We start from the raw sequence: 19,326 nt of genomic DNA, 5'->3' as shown, positions 1-19,326 counted from the left end.
GGCGGGGTGGGTGCGAGGCTGTGGTGATGGGGCTGTGGTGATGGGGCTGTGGTGATGGGGCTGTGGTGATGGGGCTGTGGTGATGGGGCGGGGGCCTGCGGGGGGCGGTGCGGTGTGCGGTGTGGCGGCGGCCTCTGGTGGTGACCGTTGTGCAGCGAATGCGGTCGTTGGGCACTCTTGTACCGGTTGTTTTGCAATTCGACCTGGAGCCCCGGAATCGACGGCTCGCCTTGCACTGTGTCTGCCAGAATGCAGCGCATCGTGTTGCTATTGGCATCAAGTAAACGCTCTATGGTCAAGCCGATATCGAGATTGGAGATAGCAGCCTATGGAATTGGCTACGGACTGCTCGGAAGCATCGCGTTGATCGTCCTATGGTTCGCTTACCTCGGTCCAAAACAGGACAGGGAAGCGCGAGCCGCTGCAGATGCATTCTGTTCCTCACTTCCAGTCGGCAAGGATGCAAGTCACCTGGCATACCAGGCTGGTGAAGCAAGTGCGCAGTTGCTGACATGGCCGCCAGTGTCCGGAACAACTCGACATCAAGCTCGGTTCTCCGGATTCTTGGCAAATGTATTTGTCTGCGAAGTCAGGGAGCGCGACGGTCGAATTTCTGGCAAATACAGGGAGGAACACACGTGGTAAGTGCCAGCATTCATTGGCCCGCCCAGAGGCGATTCCTTTGTTTTGGTGGCGCCTCGCCATCAGCGAAGTCGATCAGCATCGAACGAGCTGAATGACCGGACCAAGCCTGAAACAGCCGTTGGACAAGGGTTTCTCAGGCTCGAACCAGCCTGATTCGCTCCCGCGAACAGCTCTCCCGAAACTCCTGATTCAATAGCATAAAGAGACCATTAAAAGTGGGGAACCGGTCAAATTCATCCAGATTTCGCCACGGCCACCGTCCACCAGATCCCGCCCGCCGCCCCCACCTCAGTCCCGCCCCGGTCCGTCCGGCGGAACACCACCCCCGGGTTGGCGCGTCTCGTCCTCATACTGCCGCCGCAGCCGCGCCAGGCCCTGGCGGAAGGCTTCGGCGTCGCCGTGGTCGAAGAACCTGGGGTAACGGCCGTGCGCGTCGCGGATGCGGCGGGCGTGTTTGATCGGGCACCAGTACTGCTCGGTCCGTGCGGCCACCTCGCGGGTGTAGGCCGCCACGCCGTTGCCGTAGGAGCAGTAAAAGCAGTTGAACTTTTCGATCGCGTTCAGGTAGGGCAGATCTTCGCGGTCGAACACCAGGTAGTCGGCGCGCCGCACCTTGGGAATGCGGTACACCGGGAAACACACCGCCTGGTAGAGCGTGACGAACAGGTCCATCAGCACAAACGGAATCCAGCCCAGGTAGATCACCGGCGCGGTGATCACCGCCAGCAGGCTGGAGCGCCGCAGAAAGCGGAACAGCCCGATCTTGTAGCGCCGCTGCTGGCGCGACAGGTCGCCCGCCAGCGCCTGGCGCCGCGCCTCCCAGACGCTGCGCTGCTGGTGATATTCGTCTTCAACCTCTTCCTGCAGCGCGCGGATACGCGCCAGCAGCTCGTCCAGATGGGTTTGCATGGTGTGGCCTCCGATCTCGGGTTGCGAAGAGCGCCGGGGGGGGCGGCGCCGCAAGGGGACTCAAAGGTCCGATCTGGGGGCGAATCGCTTCGCCAAAAGCAGAAAATTTCGACGAGACACTTCGGGAATATGCGCGTGCAGCCGGAACTTGCGCGGGCGGCGGGAAGGGGCGATGGCCGCCGTCCGGCTTTCCGCCAGCGGGATCGAACCCGTGGCTTGAAGACGGATCGCAAGCTTGGAAGGCTTTGACGCGCCGCATGCCGGGGTGTGGTCAGATGAACGCCCGTGGCGCGGTGGCAAGCGGGCTAAGGTTCGCGCTTTTCGAATCGGGCAAGAAGGCCGGCGTTGTCCCGTGGCCAGGCATCCATCGCCTGATGATCGCGCGCAGGTATCGCGTTCAAGAAGGCCAGCGCCAATTGGCGGGTGGCGATTTTTACCTTGGGGTTCAGGTCCAGCCCGCCGGTGGCTGCGCGGTCGGTGAAGATGCTGTGCGACCCGCCGTTGAAAACGGCAAGGACCTTGGGAGCCCCACGTTCGCTGCCGATGGCCTGGAAAATGTCCACCCGATCCTGGAGGCCCGAGAAGTAGCCGGGGATCTGGATCACGTCTTCGGTGGCGGTGATGTGAAGCGTCGGAATGTCAATGCTGCCAAGGATTCGCTTGGGATCGCCCTGGTCGTACAAGCGGGGCGCTGAAATGAGGATGGCCGCGCTGATTCGGGGGTCTTGCAATGACACGGTTCGCCCTTGCTGCTCGAACTGCGCCCCTGCAATCAGCATGGAGGTATTGGCGCCATAGGAATGACCGGCGGCGGCGATTCGCCGGGTGTCGAACAGTGCGCCCACTGGGGCAGCCAGGATCGTATCGAGCGAATAGCGAAGGTCCTGCACGCGATGGAGCGCCTCAGCAGCTTGCGCCGCGTCGCTCAAGCGGGCCGTCAGCGCAAACGGATTGCCCCGCCATATCTGACGGTCACTGCCCACATGCTGCACGTGCAGGCTGCCATACCCGTGCGCGGCGAAGTACTGACCGAGATAGCGGTAGCCGTCCCTGGAGCCGCCGATTCCGTGCGAAAAGACGACCAGAGGGACCGACCCCACCGCAGGCTTTCCGGCGGGCAGATACAGTTTCGCGGGCACTTGTCGCTGGCGCTCGCTGTCGAACCAATCGAAGTCTTGTGCGGTGAACCGCGACGCGTCCACTGCCAAAGCTTCTGGAGCGGGTGAAGCGGAGATTGCGACCGTTTGCCCGGCCTCTTGAGCGCGCGGGCCGTCCAGACTGACTGCGGCGACACAGATGCCCAGCAGACCCGCGACCCAGAACCTGTGACGTTGGCGGCCGGTGTGTGTCGAATGATCGGATTTCATAAGGTGGAGAAATCGTAACGCCGGCACCAGGGTGCCAGGCCCAGGCACCTCAATGACCTCATTGCCGTCTGGAAAACCGCGTGAACGGGCGCCTTGTTGGGTTCGGCGGCGCCCCTCCTCAGCTCTGTTAGCGTCCCAGCAGCACCCCGCGCGCTCGGGTCAGCTCGGTGCCGGTGAACTGCGCGGCCAGCAGCTGGTCGGCGCGTTCGGCGCGTTGGGCGGGGGTGAGGGTGGCGTCGGTGTTCAGGGCTTGCAATTGCTGGCGGGCGGCAGCCAGGCGCTGCTCCCACTGCTGCCATTGGGCGGCGACGGCGGCCTCGCGCTCGGCGGCCTGAGGGTGGGCGGGCGGCGCGCCGGTGGCGCCGGTCGCGGCGGGGCTGCCCGGCTGGCCGGCGATCATGGCGGCCAGCTCGCGCTCTTCGTCGGCGTAGAAGGCCTCGGCCCATTCGGCGCCCAGGGCGGCCCGGCGGCCCTGGCTGCGCTCGGCCAGCGCCGCTGCCCAGGTGTCGCGGCGGCGCAGGTCCACCGCGTGTTTCCATGGCGTCTGCTGCAGCGCCACGTACCGGTCCCACAGGGCCATCACGGCGCTGAGTGCGGGCTCGCGCAATTCAGCCGCCGCCTGCTGGGCCACCAGGGCACGCAGGCTGTCCAGCGGCACCTCGCCCACCAGCGTCAGGTAGTAGTCGAAGCGGCGGCGCAGCGTGTGGCTGGGGGTCAGGCGGCCGTCGGCGCCAACCGCCCAGTCGCCGTCGGCGCTGGTGCCGGCCAGCGAGGTCTGGCGCAGGTCGGGGATTTCGGCGGCACGCTGGGCGCCCGATGAGTTTCCGGCGCCCGTGCCCGGACCGGGGGTCGTGCCAAACGGGTTGGTCATGCCGGCGTGAACGGGGCGGGTGTCGGTGGCGGTGGGCGGGGCCTCAACCGGCGCCGGGCTCGGCACGGCCCACCACAGGACCAGGGCCATGGCAGCCACCAGCGCGGCGCCCGCCACGATCCGCCGGCGCAGTGTGCCGGCGCGCGGGGGTGTCGCGTGCAAGGCAAGCCCGGTGGACATGGCGCAGCCGGCCGATCAGAGGCCCAGCGACTTGAGCCGGTTGGCCTGGGTGCGATAGACGCTGACCGGGTCGGAGCTGAACCAGCTGCGCAGGCCGAACACATGGTTGACCTCGTCCATGTGGTTCCAGTTGTAGTCGTCGCGCAGCACCTTGCCCCAGTGGCTGGAACACTGGCCGACCAGGCCGTCGTTCTGCTCGAAGCCAAAAAACACCGAAGCCGCGCCGAGGAAGCCGTCGGACACGTCCAGCACATTGGTCAGCACCGAGGTGCCGCCCATGGAGTAGTAGCGCACGCCATTGACCACTTCGGCGCCCTGGCCACAGGCGGTGGTGGGCGCGCCCTGCGGGAAGCGGCGGTTGAAGTCGGCCGCACCGGCGGTGGACAGCGACTGCAGCGAGGCCAGCGCGTTCTGCGGGTTGGCGCCGCTGCCCGACAGGTAGGCGACCACGCTGCTCAGGCCGTTGACCAGCGCGGCCACGGCGCCGGTGGTGCCGGTGAAGCTGGTGATGCCGGCCACCGCGTCGGCCACCTTGCTGCCCTTGTGCGGCGTGCCCACGGTGGTCACGCTGGCCACCAGGCCGGGCGCAACGGCGGCCACATAGCGCGAGGTGCTGCCGCCGTGGCTGTGGCCGATCAGGTTGAACTTGGTGTAGCCGTAGCGGGCCTGCAGGCCCTGCAGCTCGCGCAGCAGCTGCTCACCGCGCACTTCGGTGCTGTTGGACTGCGACACGCTGGCGGTGTGCACCACCGCGCCGCTGCGCCGCAGCTCCGACGGAATGCCGTAGAAATACTGCACCGGACCCAGCGCGTCAAAACCCAGCAGGCCATGCACCAGCACGATGGGGTGGCGGGTCTGGGTGTAGGTGTCGGCGGCATTGAGGGCGACCGGGGTGCCCAGCAGGGCCAGGGAAGCCGCGCAGGCGGCGAGGAAGCGCTTCATCGGACTTTTCTCCAGAAAAGACAAGGGGCGGGGTGGAGGGGTACTGCGACTGGGCGGAATATACGAACGAACGTTCGTTTTTTTTCTAGCGTAAACCCGTAAGGGTTAACGAGATGCATTACATTGCTGTTTCCCCCGGGTTCCGTCACGCAAGGTCCCCAGGAAAATTCCCTTGCTCTATCGGGATATGCACGATATTTCACGACCCATCGGTCGGTTAATATTCGCGCTTCGCGTTCCGTTTCCCGCCCACTTCCTCTTTCTTACCTGTCGAGGCTGTCATGACCACTCTTCTCCAAAGCTTCATCGGCGGCCGCTGGATCGGCGCGCAGCCGGCCCAGGCGCTGCGCAGCGCCGTCAACGGCCAGACCGTGGCCCACACGCATGCCGAAGCGCTCGACTTTGCCGAGGCGGTGGACTACGCCCGCCGCGTGGGCCTGCCGGGCCTGCTGGCGCTGGACTTCCAGCAGCGCGCCGCGCGGCTGAAGGCGCTGGCCAAATACCTGGGTGAGCGCAAGGAAGAGCTGTACGCCATCTCGGCCCACACCGGCGCCACCCGGGTGGACAGCTGGATCGACATCGAAGGCGGCAGCGGCACGCTGTTTTCCTATGCCAGCACCGGCGCGGCCGAGCTGCCCAGCGGCAACCTCATCCACGAAGGCCCGGCGCTGAACCTGGGCAAAAAGGGCCTGTTCGGCGGCACGCACATCCTGGTGCCGCGCGGCGGCGTGGCGGTGCACATCAACGCCTTCAACTTCCCCATCTGGGGCCTGCTGGAAAAGTTCGCGCCCAGCTTCCTGGCCGGCATGCCCTGCATCGGCAAGCCCGCCACCGCCACCAGCTACCTGACGGAAGCGATGGTGCGCATCGTGAACGAATCCGGCATCCTGCCCGCGGGCGCGCTGCAGCTGGTGATCGGCTCCACCGGCGATCTGCTGGACCGCCTGGACGGCCGCGACGTGGTCACCTTCACCGGCTCGGCCGACACCGCCGCCAAGCTGCGCGTGCACCCGAACGTGGTGCGCCACAGCATCCCGTTCAACGCCGAGGCGGACTCGCTGAACTGCGCCATCCTGGCGCCCGAAGTGACGCCCGACGACGAAGAGTTCGACCTGTTCGTCAAGGAGGTGGTGCGCGAGATGACCATCAAGGCCGGCCAGAAATGCACCGCCATCCGCCGCGCCATCGTGCCGCGCCAGCACCTGGACGCCGTGGCCGAGCGCATTGCCGCCCGCCTGGCCAAGGTGGCGGTGGGCGACCCGTTGGTGGACGGCGTGAAGATGGGCGCGCTGGCCTCGCACGCGCAGCAGGCCGACGTGGCCGAGCGCGTGGCGCTGCTGCGCCAGGGCGCGGAAGTGGTCTTTGGCGGCGGCGAGGGCTTTGCCCCGGTGGGCGAGGGCACCGCCGCCGGCGCCTTCTTCCAGCCCACGCTGCTGCTGGCGCGCAACCCGCTGGCCAATGCTGCAGTGCACGACGTGGAAGCCTTCGGCCCCGTCAGCACGCTGATGCCGTATGACCGCGTGGAAGAAGCCCTGCAACTGGCCGCGCGCGGGCAGGGCAGCCTGGTGTGCTCGCTCATCACGAAGAGCCCGGAGACGGCCGCGACCATGGTGCCGGCGCTGGCCGCGCTGCACGGCCGCGTGCACGTGCTCGACCGCGTCTCGGCGGCTGAATCCACCGGCCACGGCTCGCCGCTGCCGGTGCTCAAGCACGGCGGCCCGGGTCGCGCCGGCGGCGGCGAAGAGCTGGGCGGCCTGCGCGCCGTCACGCATCTGCTGCAGCGCGCGGCGGTGCAGGGCTCACCCACCATGTTGACGGCGGTGACGCGCGAATACGTGCGCGGCGGCGCCGTGCTGGAAACCGGCGTGCACCCGTTCCGCCGCCACTTTGAAGAGATCCAGATCGGCGAATCGCTGCTCACCCCCAGCCGCGTGATCGGCGACGAAGACGTGCACGCCTTCGGCCACCTGACGGGCGACATGTTCTACATGCACTTCGACGACGAAGCCGCCAAGGCCTCGCCCTTCGGCCAGCGCATCGCCCACGGCTACCTGGTGCTGTCCGACGCCGCCGGCCTGTTCGTCGTGGCCGAACCCGGCCCGGTGCTGGCCAACTACGGCCTGGACACGCTGCGCTTCGTCAAGCCGGTGGCGATTGGCGACAGCATCCAGGTGCGCCTGACCTGCAAACGCAAGATCGACCGCAACAAAAAAGACGCCAACGGCAACGGCCAGGGCGTGGTCGCCTGGGACGTGGAAGTGAAAAACCAGCACGGCGAACTGGTCGCCAGCTACGACATCCTGACCCTGGTGGCCAAGAAGGGCTGACCCACGGCGGAAGGCCGGTGCGCACGGGCTGGCAGCCGGTGCCCCCCCCGGTGATTCACCCGGTCATGCAGCCGATGACCCACCCGCCAGCCGCCTTCGGGCGGCTTTTTACTTCTGAATCAATAGCAGACCATCACCTGTTGACGATGGGTAACGGGTGTTTTGGCTTGAAATCTGGTCGCGCAGGCTGCTGCGGTTCGTTTGCGGGGTTGTGAGCCGGCCGGCGGGCCGATGGCGCCACACCCGGCGCCGGCCTGAGCACCCGCGCCGCATTCCTTGGCCCGCTCGACCGTTCATCGCTGCCACTGCGCGTCTCGCCAGACGACGTTGACATCTCTCACGTGACGAACAACCGCAACACGACATTGTGGTCGCCCTGCAGGCGGAGGCGATGCGCCTGCACCAGCAAGATGCAGAACGCCGTGCAGACAGCGCAGCCTCGCTTGGCATTGACCCGGACGCGTCACGGCCAGGGCGCCACGCCGCTGCAAGCCGGGTAACGCTTCGTTCGACGCCACACGCACGGTTGCGCTCGATGTAGCTTATGGGCTACGATCAACGGATGCGTGTCGAAAAGACGGACGAATTCCGCGACTGGCTCGATGGATTGACGGATCTCGCTGGGCGGGCTCGCATACTGATGCGGGTTGATCGCCTTGCCCATGGCAACCCCGGCACGCACCGCAACCTGACCGACGGCGTTTCCGAACTCAAGGTCGATGTGGGTCCGGGTTATCGTGTCTACTACACCCAGCGCGGTGATCGCCTGCTGCTTCTGCTCGTCGGCGGCGACAAGTCCACACAGTCCAAGGATATTGCCAGGGCCATCCGCCTGGCACAGGCATTCGGAGAATGAACATGGCCAGCACTGCTCGCAAGTCCACCGCCAAACTCAAAACCTCCGCGTACGATGTTGCTGAACATCTGCGCACCCCGCAGGAGATGGCCGCCTATCTGGATGCGTGGTTGGAAGAGGCGCCGGATGACGTATCCGGCATTGCACGTGCGTTGGGGGACATCGCTCGGGCCAAGGGCATGAGCCAGGTTGCCAAGGAAGCAGGCCTGAGCCGGGAGAGCCTGTACCGTGCGCTCAGCGAAGGCGGGAATCCCAGCTTCGCGACGGTGCTCAAAGTTGCACGCGCTCTGGGCGTTCGCCTGCACGCCCAGCCGGCCTGAAATTGCATCCGGTCGCGTCACAGCCGTCGTACGCACGCTACCCACACCGCCAACAACCTGACCGACAGCTGGCCCGTCTGCGAAGCGCCAGCGGTCACCCGCCCTTTCACTCACCCACCAGGCCGCCTTCGGGCGGCTTTTTTACTTCTGAATCAATAGCAAACCATCACCTTTTGACGCTGGGTAACGGGTGTTTTGGCTTGAAAACTGGCCGGGCAGGTCGTTTGGGCGTGTTTGCGGGGTTGTGAGCAGCCCGGTCGGGCCGGTGGCGCCACACCCGGCGCCGGCCCGCACACCAACGCCGCGTCTCGCTGGACGCCAGCCGCTCGGGTCGGTAGGCTGTCGTTCGAGGCGCAAACGGGTTCGCGCGGGTGATTGGGAAAACTGAGGCTTGGGCGTAGAAGCCGTCGGGTTGCTCGGACCTGGTCAACCTGATCAAGCGCACCGGTTGCGGCGGTCGGCCGTTGATTTCAAACACTTTGCGGAGAAACCATGCAAATTCGTTTAACGACCGCGGTTGTTGTGGGTAAACGCCAAGCCGCCCTGCATCATCGCTTGGCGCATGCGCGCGTTTTTGGCCGCAATAGACAACACGGCACGCCTGATTTGCGTGTGGCATCCATGCCATGGAGGGCAAAGAGTTTGTTGGCGAGATCGATGCCCATGGTGAAAATGATCAAGGGTTCCACTTCCGAAAAGCGAGTGAGTTGATGAGAGATTGCATTTCCCGACGTGGCGCCTGGATGCCGCACCCCGCCACTGCGCGGATCACCCGGGACGGGGAAGTCCCTTCTATTCGTTAGGCCTCGCATGCAACTTTTCGGAACGCTCCGCAGTTGGAATGATGAACGCGGGTTCGGCTTCATTGCCCCGACGCAAGGAGGCGCAGAGATATTTGTCCACATCAGTGAGTTCCCGCGCGACGGCTCCCGACCGACTGTCGGAGAGAAACTCAGCTACGAGCTTGGGCGGGGCCGCGATGGAAAGGCCCAGGCAGTCAAAGTTGTTCGCTTGGCCATCGGTGTGGATCGACCCGCCAGATCGGCTGGTGTCAAAACTCGGAACACAAAGTCTTCGTTGGTCGGCAACCTGGTCGTCCTTGCGTTTGTCCTTGTCGCCGGCGCATGGGCTTACCAGCACTTCGCCGCAGGCCAACATCGTCGCGCACTGGCTTCGGAGACGCCACCGTCGCTCGGTCGCTCAATCGAAGCACCGGTTGCAGCAGCGCCCACGACTGCAACCACGACGTTTCGTTGCGACGGTCGAACTCACTGCTCGCAGATGACTTCCTGTGCCGAGGCAACTTGGTTCATCAACAACTGCCCCGGTACGACGATGGACGGCAACAACGATGGGATACCTTGTGAGCAACAGTTGTGCACCCGTCCGTTCGCCAAATAGCCAAATAGCGCGGGCGGCGAGCCTCTTCGCTGGAACGGACATCCGTCACCGGGGTGCACAAATGGTGGCCCTTGACCGTTCGCATACACACTGCCTCCCGGCAGCATGAAGCTGACCGATCAATGGCTCGTTGCCGAAGCGCCCGCCGCGATCCATCCGGCCCCCACACGCGCACCCACTCACCGGCCGCCTTCGGGCGGCTTTTTGCTTTTGAATCCATAGCAAACATTCACCCGTTGACGCTGGGTATCGTCCAAAAATATCCTGACTTCTCCCCGGCCTGGCACCGCGCCAGCGCAGATGACTGTCAAATCTGACAGGGGTGTCCGCGACAGCGCGCGGGCCGGCACGTAGACTGCCTTGCAACGCAAACTTGATGGGGGGAAACATGGGTGTCATGGTCAAAGTGGTGGTGGGCGTGCTGCTTGCGGTGGCGGGGTGGGTTTCGGCATGGGGCCAGGCGGCCGGCGCGCCGCCGCTGGATGACAAGCGGCTGCAAGCCCAGCTGGTCGAGGGCATCGGGGTGATGCGCGGCGGGCAGCCGGCGCAGGCCATCGCCCAGCATTTCGAACCGGTCATCCAGGCCTACGAGCAGCGCTACCGGGACGGCAAGACCCGGGTCTATTCCGCCATGGGCGCCGCTGAAACGCTGTTTTATGTGCTGGAGGGCGCCGATGCGCAGCCCCGACAAAACGTCAGGGTCTATTCCCCGGGGCCTGGGGCATGGCGTATTTCCTCAAAGGCTATGCGCTGGGTGAGCTCATGCGCTCGTCTGAGGCGGCTGCGGCCCTGGACAGCGCCATCGCGCTGTCGCCCCAGAACGCCCACTACCTGAACGAGCGCGGGCACTTGCACCTGTTGGCCAGAAACTGGACCGAAGCCCAGAAGACCTTCGCGGCGGCCGAAAAAGCCGCGCGGGAATTCTCGTCACCCGAGAGCCGCAAGGCGGAATGGGGCCGGGCACTGCGGGGCCAGGCCTATGTGCGCATCGAGCTGAACCAGCTGGACGACGCCGAAAAGCTCTACGCCCAGTGCCTGCAGCTGAACCCGGACGACCGCACGGCGCAGGGGCAGTTGCGCTACATCGCCGGGCTGCGCGAGCGCCGTGCGGGAGCTGAAATGCCCAGGGCACCCAGCAATTGATCCGGCGAAGACGCCACACGCATGACCCGCTGCCGGGCGGTGACGTTGCTGCGAAGTTGCGTGCGCAGCGGCCCCGCTCCACGTGCGACCCCCAGCACCCGCCCGCGAGGCGCGCCCAGCGCCCGGTGTGTGTCGGTGGCGGCGTCAGGAAGGAGGCGGTTTGATATGAAAAGAGTAGCGAACAATCACCGCTCCACGCTGGGAACCGGGTGTTTTGGCTTGAAATTTTCTTCTGCGGATGCTTAGGCTTGATCGCTGGGGTCGCCGGTAGCTTCATCCCTGCGTTCGGCGGAACTCACGCCCTTTGGAGTTGGAGTCCAACTCCACTCCGCCATGGAGCACCAACGATGATCCGCACCCAAAAAATCGGACACCCCGGAGTCACGCGAAAAAAGTGCGTCGCCAGGACAACTCGCTGTCAAAAACGACACCACCTGTCCAAACCACTCTCCACACTGAAGCCCTCAACTGCTTATTGGAGTTTTCACATGTTCTGGATCGCGTTTCTTGGCCTTTCGTTTTCGTGGATGTTCATCAAGCTTGGCGCCCTGTCTGCTACTGCGAGTATCCTGACCTTGGCGGTCAAACTGCTCCTGTTTGTCATCTTTGCCGGGCTGATTACGGCTGCTTGGTTGTGGTTGCGCAAGAAAAAAGCTGGCCCTGGTCGCCAAGGCTGACAACATATCGTGTAAGGTCTTGACGAAGAAACAGTGCGCCAAAGGATGGCCGATGTCCATCTGTGCGGCGCAAGACACGGAAGGTTCGCTCAACCATGGCTACCGGACAGCGCGACACCATTGCATACCGGCTGTCGCACATTCTGATCAAGCTAAATCAAGGGGATTATCTTGACCCCTCAGAATTGGCTGAAGAGTTCGGTACACACGTCAGAACCATTCAGCGGGATCTGAAAGTTCGCCTCGCGTACCTGCCGTTGCTTAAAACCCGTGGCCGCTACCACCTCGAACCCGCTCATTTAGGCAAACTGAACTTCGCGGACATCGAGCGATTTGCCTCATTGACGGGCCTCAAAGGTCTGTTCCCGTCGCTGAGCCGCGACTATTTGAAAGACTTGCTGACGGACCAAACTCCTCCGCCCTGGCTGGTACACGGTCATCACTACGAAGACCTGTCTGAACACCGCGCGATCTTCAGCAGACTGGAAGAGGCTGTTTTACACACTCGGTTGCTGAACTTGGAAATGCACAGAAATGGGCGGACCAAACGCTACTCCGCCGTTCAGCCATACCGACTGGTTAACACCAAGGGAATTTGGTACTTGGCTGCCGTGCATGACGGGAGACTCAAGACCTTCGGCGTGGGGAAGATCCGGTCGGTGGAAATGCAAGCTGAAACGTTCATCCCAGATCCGGTCGTCGAATCGTCTGTTGAGGCAGAAGAGGGCATATGGCATTCACCACAACCTCAAAAGGTGCTGCTGTCAGTGGCGCCAGAAGCAGCCGAATATTTCAAGCGGCGACAACTGATCCCACACCAGAAGGTGCTCCAAGAAAACGTAGACGGTTCGATAAAAGTCGAGACCACCGTTGGACATCCAAACCAGATATTGCCGATAGTGCGGTACTGGATACCGAGCGTGATGATCGAAGCTCCGAAAGAGTGGAATACCGAATTGCTTGTACAGCTTAAAAAATATTCGAAAGCGATCGCCTAGAAAATTAATTAAATAAATTAAATTCAAAACCCCTCTAAATTCAAAATGACAAAAGCCGAAAATAATTCAAATAAAATATGGGGTAAAGCCGCCACATTTTTGAATAGAGATGTAAGATCTTTCTGGTCGAGTGGTGAAGAAAAGCAAATAATAAATCAGAAGGATTTTTATCAAATGGGCGATATGGGGTTGGTGGAGAATAATATTGTTCCGCTCGAATCCTTGGTTGATATTAAAAAACTGTCACAAATGGCTTTTCGCCGCGAGGTGTTGGATTGGCGTGATGCCTGCCATGCTAATATAACTATTACCTTGAATCGATTGCAGAATGCCTTTGAAGAACATGTTTTCGAAGAAATTAGGGGGGTGGGGCTGGTGAGGGGATTAATAACTCGCCCATCAGATGAGGTGCTTCAGTCAGAGTTTATACATATAGTGCGCGCTCCGTTTGTTTTGGAACTTAGAAAAGAAGAAAAAAGGTTGAATGATTGCGCAAAAAAATGGGGTTTACTGGAAATATTCGAACTGACCTTTGATGTCTACACGCTGACTGGAGAATGTCGGGTCCTTCATGATGTTGGTTTTAAACCTAGTAATGAGGATTTAATTAATTCTAGAATTCGTACATTTATTTTTAAGCCCTCAGGACTCGCTGAGCACTATCGCGATCAAGCTCAACATCTTGCAAGAAAACTACTGGAAGCTAATGGATCATGATCAGCACTATTGCCTTCGAAATACCGTCGCAAGTCTTTGGTCGAGTTGCAAGTGGCGAACTTGTACGATATGGGACGATTCTAAAAGACTCCGCCACCGGACAGATCGTTCGTCATTTGCAGGAGACAGGAGTTGCGCAATCTGTGATGTCTGGTTTGGGCGCTGGTCCTTTTGCACCGATTTCTATGGCGGCTGATGTAATTAACGCTGGAGCGAGTATTTATGCTGGCGTTAAGATCAACCAACTCAAGGAAATGATGGAAACGCTACAGACATTACAGGTGGCGACACTTGGCGTCTCCCTTGCCGGTGTTGGCGTTAGCGTTGCAGGTTTTTACTACATGCACAAGCGTTTCAATTCCTTGGAGAGTCGCATCGATCAGCTCAGTGAAACTATCAAAGCTGGATTCGAAAATGCCGGACACCGGGACTTGCGAAAACAACTGCACCTCACCAAAAGCCTCTTGCAACGAACCCAGCAAGCGCAGGCGCTCTCTGATCCTCGCGTAGAATATTCTGAAGTCGCCGCAGCATTGGGCGATCAGGCCGCGTACTTTGAAGGTGAAATTGCATTTATCGCTAAAACGAAAGGTCAAATCGATCCGGAAATTTTCTGGCAAATGGTTCAGATGCTCATGCTTTGCAACAGCGTCCGTATCGATTGTCGTATCCGGACCAATGAACTGCGTCATGCGCTGACTGTTTCTGAAGCCGTTTCCTCCGAGTACAACAATTTGTTTTCGTCTTTGACGCCATTATCATTCGGCTCTTCTGTTGAAAAGGGATTTGCTGCTATAAAGGTCCTTCGTGATGCGACCGACGCCGCAGCATGTAAACCCTACATGATTGACTATCTGTACACACGCCGGATCAATGGCGGTGATTATATTGAGCGATTGGATCAAGAGAAAAATAATCCTTATCTTTTCTTGAAGACGTGATGTTGGTGTGCAAAACACAAAATCTATAAATATTTTAATATTTTGGCGATGTCATTGTTTTCAATTGTATAAATTGAATTAGATTTTGGGTGCTGAAATTTGCAAGATATTTGTGCTCATCACTCTATATGAAATTCTACAAAAAATGGAACCCATTCGGTGTTGCGAAGGTGATTCGAGTGCAAACCTAATAGGAAAGTGATCATTGCTTTTTGATTTCGGCCTTGGTAATTCAGTGCGGTGCAAATTTTTCTTTGCATTCCCCTTGTCTCCGGAACTGGGTTTCCTATATGGAGGGTTGAATCCTGGTGATGCGGGGATTAAATTTCTTAGTCCAGAGCAAACAACGACCATTCCACGCTGGGAACCGGTCTTTTTCATCCGGATTTCACCCCCCGGCACCCAAACCACCGCCCGGCGGCAACCCGGCGTCGCCCCCAGCCTCCCCGCCACGCCCCCGCCGCGCGCTGGCCGTGTCGCCAAATCGGCTGCGGTGCCAGCGTGAGAAGGCGCTCAGGCCGGAGAAGCCCAGCAGCTGGGCCACTTCGGACAGGGGGCGCTGGGGCTGGGCCAGGTGGCGGCGGGCGAGTTCGGTGCGGGTGGCGTCCAGCAGGGTGGTGAAGGCGGTGCCTTCGCGGGCGAGCTGGCGGTGCACGGTGCGGCGGTCCACGCCCAGCTGGCGGGCCACCTGTTCCACGGTGCAGCGGCCGGCGGGCAGCAGCACCAGGATCAGCTGGCGCACCTCGGCGGCCAGGCTGCGGTCGGCGGCGTCTTCGGCGGCCTGCAGCACCTGGCGGGCGTAGCGGGCCATCACCGGGTCGGACGAGGGCAGGGGGGTGTCCAGGTCGCGGCTGGCCAGCACCAGGCCGTTGAAGTCCTGGTCAAACCGCACCACCGGGCCGAACAGGCGCTGGTGCACGCTGGTGTCGCGCGGCGCGGCGTGGGTGAAGCAGACGCGGCGCGGGCGCCAGTCCGGCCCCAGCAGCAGGCTCAGAAAGCGGTAGAGCGCGCCCACCGTCAGCTCGGTGGCCTGGCGCAGGCCGGTGGCGGGGGCGGCGGCGCCCTGCAGCAGGGTTTCTTCGCGGATCACGGCCACACCGTCGGCTTCTTCGCACTGCAAAAACAGCGACTGGTTGTGCAGCCGGCTGTAGCGGGTGAGGGTGGCCAGCGCCTGGCGCAGTGTGGCCTGCTCGCGCACCAGCAGGCCGATCACGCCCAGGTTGGACAGGCGCCGGCTTTCGGCCATGCGCAAGCTGAAATTTTCCTGGCCGGCCTGGGCGGCGGCGGTTTCCAGCAGGCGCTGCACGGCGGCGGCGGGCACGCGCAGCTCGGGCTCGCGCAGGCAGGCGGCGTCCAGCCCGGCGGCGGCCAGCAGGCGCAGCGGGTCCAGCCCGGCGGCGCGCGCCACCTCGGGGAAGTGGGTCAGCGTGGCAGCGCGGACGAAATCGGTCATGGCGGCGGGGGTGGGTTTGCCCGGAGTTGTCCCGAAATGATAAATGCCTGTCCCGAAAAGCAAAACATGGGCGCGGCGGATTCCCAGAATACGGGTTTGATCTGCATCAGAACTTCAGGTGTCAACGATGCAGCGCCACCCGAGGAGCCCCATGACCACTGCCCCGAATGCCCCCGCCGCCGCGGCCGAATCCGCCACCCCGCTGTGTGACCACCTGCGCCGCACCGGCGAGTGGAACCCCAACTGGACGCCCTTTGCCGAGCTGGACCCGGACTGGACCGAGCGCTTCATGGCCATGGGCCTGAAGCCCATGATGTCCGGCGTGCTGGACGCGAAGACCATCGAGTTCATCGCCATCGCGGTCGATGCCTCGTGCACCCACATGTACGCGCCCGGCGTGCGCCGCCACATCCGCAAGGCGCTGGAGCTGGGCGCCACCCCGCAGCAGATCACCGCCGTGCTGCAGCTGACCAGCGTGCTCGGCATCCACACCATGAGCCTGGGCGCGCCGATCCTGCAGGAAGAGCTGGCCGCGTTCCAGACCCGTTCCCCCCAGGCGCCGGCACCCGCCGCGCAGGCCTGAAGGCTTGTCTTCACCCATCCCCCACCGCCCACCCCAAGGACTTTCACCATGCAATTTCTCGACGACTCCCTGCTGCCCGAAAACCAGCAACCCCTGGTGATCCAGGTCGCGCCCTACGGCCCCGAATTTCTGCCCCAGGACTCCACCGACATTCCGGTGACGATGGACGAGCAGATCCAGAAAGCGGTGGACTGCTGGAACGCCGGCGCCACCGTGCTGCACGTGCACTGCCGCGAGGAAAACGGCCAGGGCTCCAAGCGGCTGTCGATGTTCAACGAGATGCTGGCGCGTCTGCGCGAAGCGGTGCCGGACATGCTGCTGCAGGTGGGCGGCTCGATCTCGTTCGCGCCGGAAGGCGAGGGCGGCGACGCCAAATGGCTGAACGACGACACCCGCCACATGCTGGCCGAGCTGACCCCCACGCCGGACCAGGTGACGATCGCCATCAACACCAACCAGATGAACGTCTGCGAGCTGATGAGCGCCGACGATGTGGCCGGCACGTCGCTCGCACTGCCCGCCTACCAGGCCGCCTACAGCGAGATGACCATCCCCTCCGGCCCGGCCTTTGTGGCCGAGCACCTGCGCCGCCTGCAGGCCGCGGGCATCCAGCCGCACTTCATGCTGGGCGACGTGGGCCAGCTCGAAACCGTGGAGCGGCTGATCCGCCGCGGTGTCTACACCGGCCCGCTGGTGCTGAACCACGTGATGATCGGCGGCGGCGCCGACGGCCCGAACCCGTTCAACCTGATGGAGTTTGTGCGCCGCACCCCGCCCGGCGCGGTGCTGACCGTCGAGGGCATCATGCGCACCGTGGCGCCGCTGGGCGCGATGGCGATTGCCATGGGCCTGCATGTGCGCTGCGGCATCGAAGACAACCTCTGGGGCAAGAAAGGCGAACGCATGACCAGCGTGCAGCAGGTGGAGCAGATGGTGCGCCTGTCCCGCGAGCTGCACCGCGAGGTGGCCACCGGCGCGCAGGCGCGGGCCATCTACCAGATCGGCACCCACTACAGCAGCGCCGACGAAACCCTGGCCCAGCTCGGCCTGGCACCCAACCGCGCCGCTGGTGTGCGCGGCATGCCGCTGCGCCGGGTAGCTTGAAATCAAATTCGCATGAAAACAGTACACGATCACCCCTGAACACCAAGGAGACATTCATGAACACGCTGAACCGCCGTTTCACCCTGCTGGCCCTGGCCGGCGCCGCCCTGGCCGCTGCCGCGCCCGCCTGGGCGCAGTTTCCCGACAAGCCGCTGCGCATCGTGGTCGGGGCGCCGGCCGGCGGCACCGCCGACGTGATGGCGCGCACCCTGTCCGAGGGGCTGTCGCAGCAGCTCGGCCAGCCGGTGCTGGTCGACAACAAACCCGGCGCCGCCGGGCTGATCGGCCTGCAGGAGCTGCTGAAAGCCCCGCGCGACGGCCACACGGTGATGGTGTCGGTCAACGGCCTGCTGTCGGAAATCCCGCACGCGATGAAGCTGCCGCTGGACCCGATGAAAGAGCTGCGCCCGGTGGCCGAACTGGCCCGCACCGGCCTGCTGTTCGTGGCCGGCCCGCAGGTGCCGGCGGCCAATGTGAAAGAGGCGGTGGCCTACATCAAGGCCAACCCGGGCAAGGTGAGCTACGCGTCCTACAGCCCCGGCAGCCTGTCGCACACGCTGGGCCTGACGCTGAACCAGCTGGCCGGCACCGACATGGCCCACGTGGGCTACAAGGGCTCGCCCCCGGCGCTGACCGACGTGGTGGGCGGCCACGTGGCCTTCATGTTCGACGGGCCCGCCACCTCGATCCCGATGATCAAGGCTGGCAAGCTCAAGGTGCTGGCCACCACCGCGCCCAGCCGGCTGGCCCTGCTGCCGGACGTGCCCACCTTTGCCGAGCTGGGCTACAAGGACCTGACCGAAACCGCCTGGATGGGCCTGTTCCTGCCCGCCGACGTGCCCGCCGCTGCCCAGGCCCGCCTGCGCGAGGCCACGGCCAAGGTGCTGGAGCAGCCCGCCGTGCGCCAGCGCTTTGCCGCGCTGGGCCTGGACCCGGCGCCGGCCTCCACCCCTGACGATCTGGCCCGCGCGCTGCGCACCGCCTCCGACCGGCAGGCCGCCGCGCTCAAGGCGGTGGGCTTCAAGCCGGAATGAGCGCCATTGCCGCAGCGGCCCGCCGCCCGGTTGCGGCAGTGCCCAACCCGGTGGCCCTGGTCACCGGCGCGGGCCCCGGGCTGGGCGGCGCGCTGGCGGTGGCGCTGGCAGAGGCCGGCGCCCGGCTGGTGATCTGCGACATCGACCCCGAGCGGCTGGCGCAGACCACCCAGCGGCTGCAGGCGCTGGGCGCCGAAGTGCTCGCCCGCGTGTGCGACGTGTCGGACAGCGCCGCGGTGGACGCACTGGTGGACGAGGCCGCGCGCCATTTCGGCACCGTGCATGTGCTGGTGAACAACGCGGCGCTGATTCCCGCCGGCCCGGCGGACCAGCAGCGGCGCAGCGCGCACTACAGCTACCTGACCACCCCCGAGCCCCGGCGCGCGCTGGGCTTCACCACCGCGATGACCGACGCCGAATGGCTGCGCTTCTGGGCCGTCAACGTGCACGGTGTCTTCTACTGCACCCGCGCGGTGCTGCGCCTGATGGAGCCGCAGCGCTACGGTCGCATCATCAACATCGCGTCGGTGGCCGGCATCTCGGCCATGAGCGCCCACAGCCCGCACTACAGCGCCGCCAAGGGGGCGGTGGTGGCCTTCACCAAAGCGGTGGCCGCCGAGGTGGCGGGCGCCAACATCGCGGTGAATGCCCTGGCGCCGGGTGGCGTGCACACCCCGGATTTCGAGGCGTACCTGGCGAGCCTGGACGAGACCGCCCGCCACCGCCTGTGGCAGATGATTCCCGCCGGGCGCCTGGGCACGATGGCCGAATACGCCGCCACCGTGGTGCACCTGGCGTGCGACCCGCATTACCTGGTGGGGCAGGTCATCAGCCCCAACGGCGGCTGCGTGATCTGAG

20 protein-coding genes are annotated in these 19,326 nt (G+C 63.6%); 15 read left to right on the top strand and 5 right to left on the bottom strand.

The genetic code is table 11. The features are described 5' to 3' along the window. Window positions 1–933 precede the first annotated feature (933 nt). The 4 genes from AC2EBU_RS05915 to AC2EBU_RS05900 all read right to left on the bottom strand — a co-directional run bounded on the left by AC2EBU_RS05915 (window position 934) and on the right by AC2EBU_RS05900 (window position 4,914). Window positions 934–1,554 carry a hypothetical protein gene (locus AC2EBU_RS05915; protein ID WP_484609435.1) on the bottom strand — a complete coding sequence of 207 codons (621 nt, stop codon included), beginning with the start codon at window positions 1,552–1,554 and terminating at the stop codon, window positions 934–936. A gap of 305 nt (window positions 1,555–1,859) precedes the next feature. Continuing rightward, window positions 1,860–2,921 carry an alpha/beta hydrolase family protein gene (locus AC2EBU_RS05910; RefSeq protein ID WP_484609434.1) on the bottom strand — a complete coding sequence of 354 codons (1,062 nt, stop codon included), beginning with the start codon at window positions 2,919–2,921 and terminating at the stop codon, window positions 1,860–1,862. 127 nt (window positions 2,922–3,048) lie between these two features. Further along, the gene (locus tag AC2EBU_RS05905) at window positions 3,049–3,972 is read right to left on the bottom strand and encodes a hypothetical protein (RefSeq protein WP_484609433.1); all 924 of its coding nucleotides are present in this window, start codon (window positions 3,970–3,972) and stop codon (window positions 3,049–3,051) included. Window positions 3,973–3,987: 15 nt separating this feature from the next. After that, complete coding sequence (locus tag AC2EBU_RS05900; protein ID WP_484609432.1) at window positions 3,988–4,914, bottom strand: esterase/lipase family protein; 927 nt, start codon at window positions 4,912–4,914, stop codon at window positions 3,988–3,990. Between the two features lie 281 nt (window positions 4,915–5,195). Between AC2EBU_RS05900 and paaZ the strand changes: the two genes are divergently transcribed. The 11 genes from paaZ (at window position 5,196) to AC2EBU_RS05845 (ending at window position 14,294) form a co-directional block, all read left to right on the top strand. After that, window positions 5,196–7,241 (top strand): phenylacetic acid degradation bifunctional protein PaaZ, encoded by a 2,046-nt coding sequence (gene paaZ, locus AC2EBU_RS05895; RefSeq protein ID WP_484609431.1) that lies wholly within the window; start codon window positions 5,196–5,198, stop codon window positions 7,239–7,241. 562 nt (window positions 7,242–7,803) lie between these two features. Further along, window positions 7,804–8,097, top strand: a complete 294-nt coding sequence (locus AC2EBU_RS05890) for a type II toxin-antitoxin system RelE/ParE family toxin (protein WP_484609430.1) — start codon at window positions 7,804–7,806, stop codon at window positions 8,095–8,097. A 2-nt stretch (window positions 8,098–8,099) separates the two neighbouring features. Next, window positions 8,100–8,417 (top strand): addiction module antidote protein, encoded by a 318-nt coding sequence (locus AC2EBU_RS05885; protein ID WP_484609429.1) that lies wholly within the window; start codon window positions 8,100–8,102, stop codon window positions 8,415–8,417. A gap of 492 nt (window positions 8,418–8,909) precedes the next feature. Next, complete coding sequence (locus AC2EBU_RS05880; RefSeq protein WP_484609428.1) at window positions 8,910–9,128, top strand: hypothetical protein; 219 nt, start codon at window positions 8,910–8,912, stop codon at window positions 9,126–9,128. A gap of 99 nt (window positions 9,129–9,227) precedes the next feature. After that, complete coding sequence (locus tag AC2EBU_RS05875) at window positions 9,228–9,818, top strand: cold shock domain-containing protein (RefSeq protein WP_484609427.1); 591 nt, start codon at window positions 9,228–9,230, stop codon at window positions 9,816–9,818. A 388-nt stretch (window positions 9,819–10,206) separates the two neighbouring features. Then, on the top strand, window positions 10,207–10,653 hold the full coding sequence (locus AC2EBU_RS05870; RefSeq protein ID WP_484609426.1) for a hypothetical protein: 447 nt from the start codon (window positions 10,207–10,209) through the stop codon (window positions 10,651–10,653). Beyond that, a complete protein-coding gene (locus AC2EBU_RS05865; protein WP_484609425.1) occupies window positions 10,581–10,961 on the top strand; it encodes a hypothetical protein in 381 nt (126 codons plus the stop codon). The genes AC2EBU_RS05870 and AC2EBU_RS05865 overlap by 73 nt, the downstream gene beginning before the upstream one ends. A 488-nt stretch (window positions 10,962–11,449) precedes the next feature. Next, on the top strand, window positions 11,450–11,638 hold the full coding sequence (locus tag AC2EBU_RS05860; protein ID WP_484609424.1) for a hypothetical protein: 189 nt from the start codon (window positions 11,450–11,452) through the stop codon (window positions 11,636–11,638). 95 nt (window positions 11,639–11,733) lie between these two features. After that, the gene (locus tag AC2EBU_RS05855; RefSeq protein ID WP_484609423.1) at window positions 11,734–12,636 is read left to right on the top strand and encodes a helix-turn-helix transcriptional regulator; all 903 of its coding nucleotides are present in this window, start codon (window positions 11,734–11,736) and stop codon (window positions 12,634–12,636) included. A gap of 45 nt (window positions 12,637–12,681) precedes the next feature. Further along, window positions 12,682–13,353: a hypothetical protein gene (locus AC2EBU_RS05850; protein ID WP_484609422.1), complete on the top strand. Its 672-nt coding sequence runs from the start codon at window positions 12,682–12,684 to the stop codon at window positions 13,351–13,353. After that, the gene (locus AC2EBU_RS05845) at window positions 13,350–14,294 is read left to right on the top strand and encodes a hypothetical protein (RefSeq protein ID WP_484609421.1); all 945 of its coding nucleotides are present in this window, start codon (window positions 13,350–13,352) and stop codon (window positions 14,292–14,294) included. The genes AC2EBU_RS05850 and AC2EBU_RS05845 overlap by 4 nt, the downstream gene beginning before the upstream one ends. A gap of 388 nt (window positions 14,295–14,682) precedes the next feature. Here the strand turns inward: AC2EBU_RS05845 and AC2EBU_RS05840 are convergent, their stop codons facing one another. Beyond that, window positions 14,683–15,747, bottom strand: a complete 1,065-nt coding sequence (locus tag AC2EBU_RS05840; RefSeq protein WP_484609420.1) for an AraC family transcriptional regulator — start codon at window positions 15,745–15,747, stop codon at window positions 14,683–14,685. Window positions 15,748–15,898: 151 nt separating this feature from the next. On the opposite strand from AC2EBU_RS05840, the gene AC2EBU_RS05835 reads away from it, so the two are divergent. The 4 genes from AC2EBU_RS05835 to AC2EBU_RS05820 are packed head-to-tail and all read left to right on the top strand — an operon-like array spanning window position 15,899 to window position 19,325. Continuing rightward, a complete protein-coding gene (locus AC2EBU_RS05835; protein WP_484609419.1) occupies window positions 15,899–16,330 on the top strand; it encodes a carboxymuconolactone decarboxylase family protein in 432 nt (143 codons plus the stop codon). Between the two features lie 48 nt (window positions 16,331–16,378). After that, window positions 16,379–17,434, top strand: a complete 1,056-nt coding sequence (locus AC2EBU_RS05830) for a beta-keto acid cleavage family enzyme (protein ID WP_484609418.1) — start codon at window positions 16,379–16,381, stop codon at window positions 17,432–17,434. A 56-nt stretch (window positions 17,435–17,490) separates the two neighbouring features. Beyond that, window positions 17,491–18,468: a tripartite tricarboxylate transporter substrate binding protein gene (locus tag AC2EBU_RS05825; RefSeq protein ID WP_484609417.1), complete on the top strand. Its 978-nt coding sequence runs from the start codon at window positions 17,491–17,493 to the stop codon at window positions 18,466–18,468. Continuing rightward, complete coding sequence (locus AC2EBU_RS05820; RefSeq protein ID WP_484609416.1) at window positions 18,465–19,325, top strand: SDR family NAD(P)-dependent oxidoreductase; 861 nt, start codon at window positions 18,465–18,467, stop codon at window positions 19,323–19,325. The genes AC2EBU_RS05825 and AC2EBU_RS05820 overlap by 4 nt, the downstream gene beginning before the upstream one ends. Window position 19,326 lies beyond the last annotated feature (1 nt).

Source organism: Curvibacter sp. T50 (genome assembly GCF_057219955.1).
This window is presented reverse-complemented; position numbering and strand designations above follow the sequence as displayed.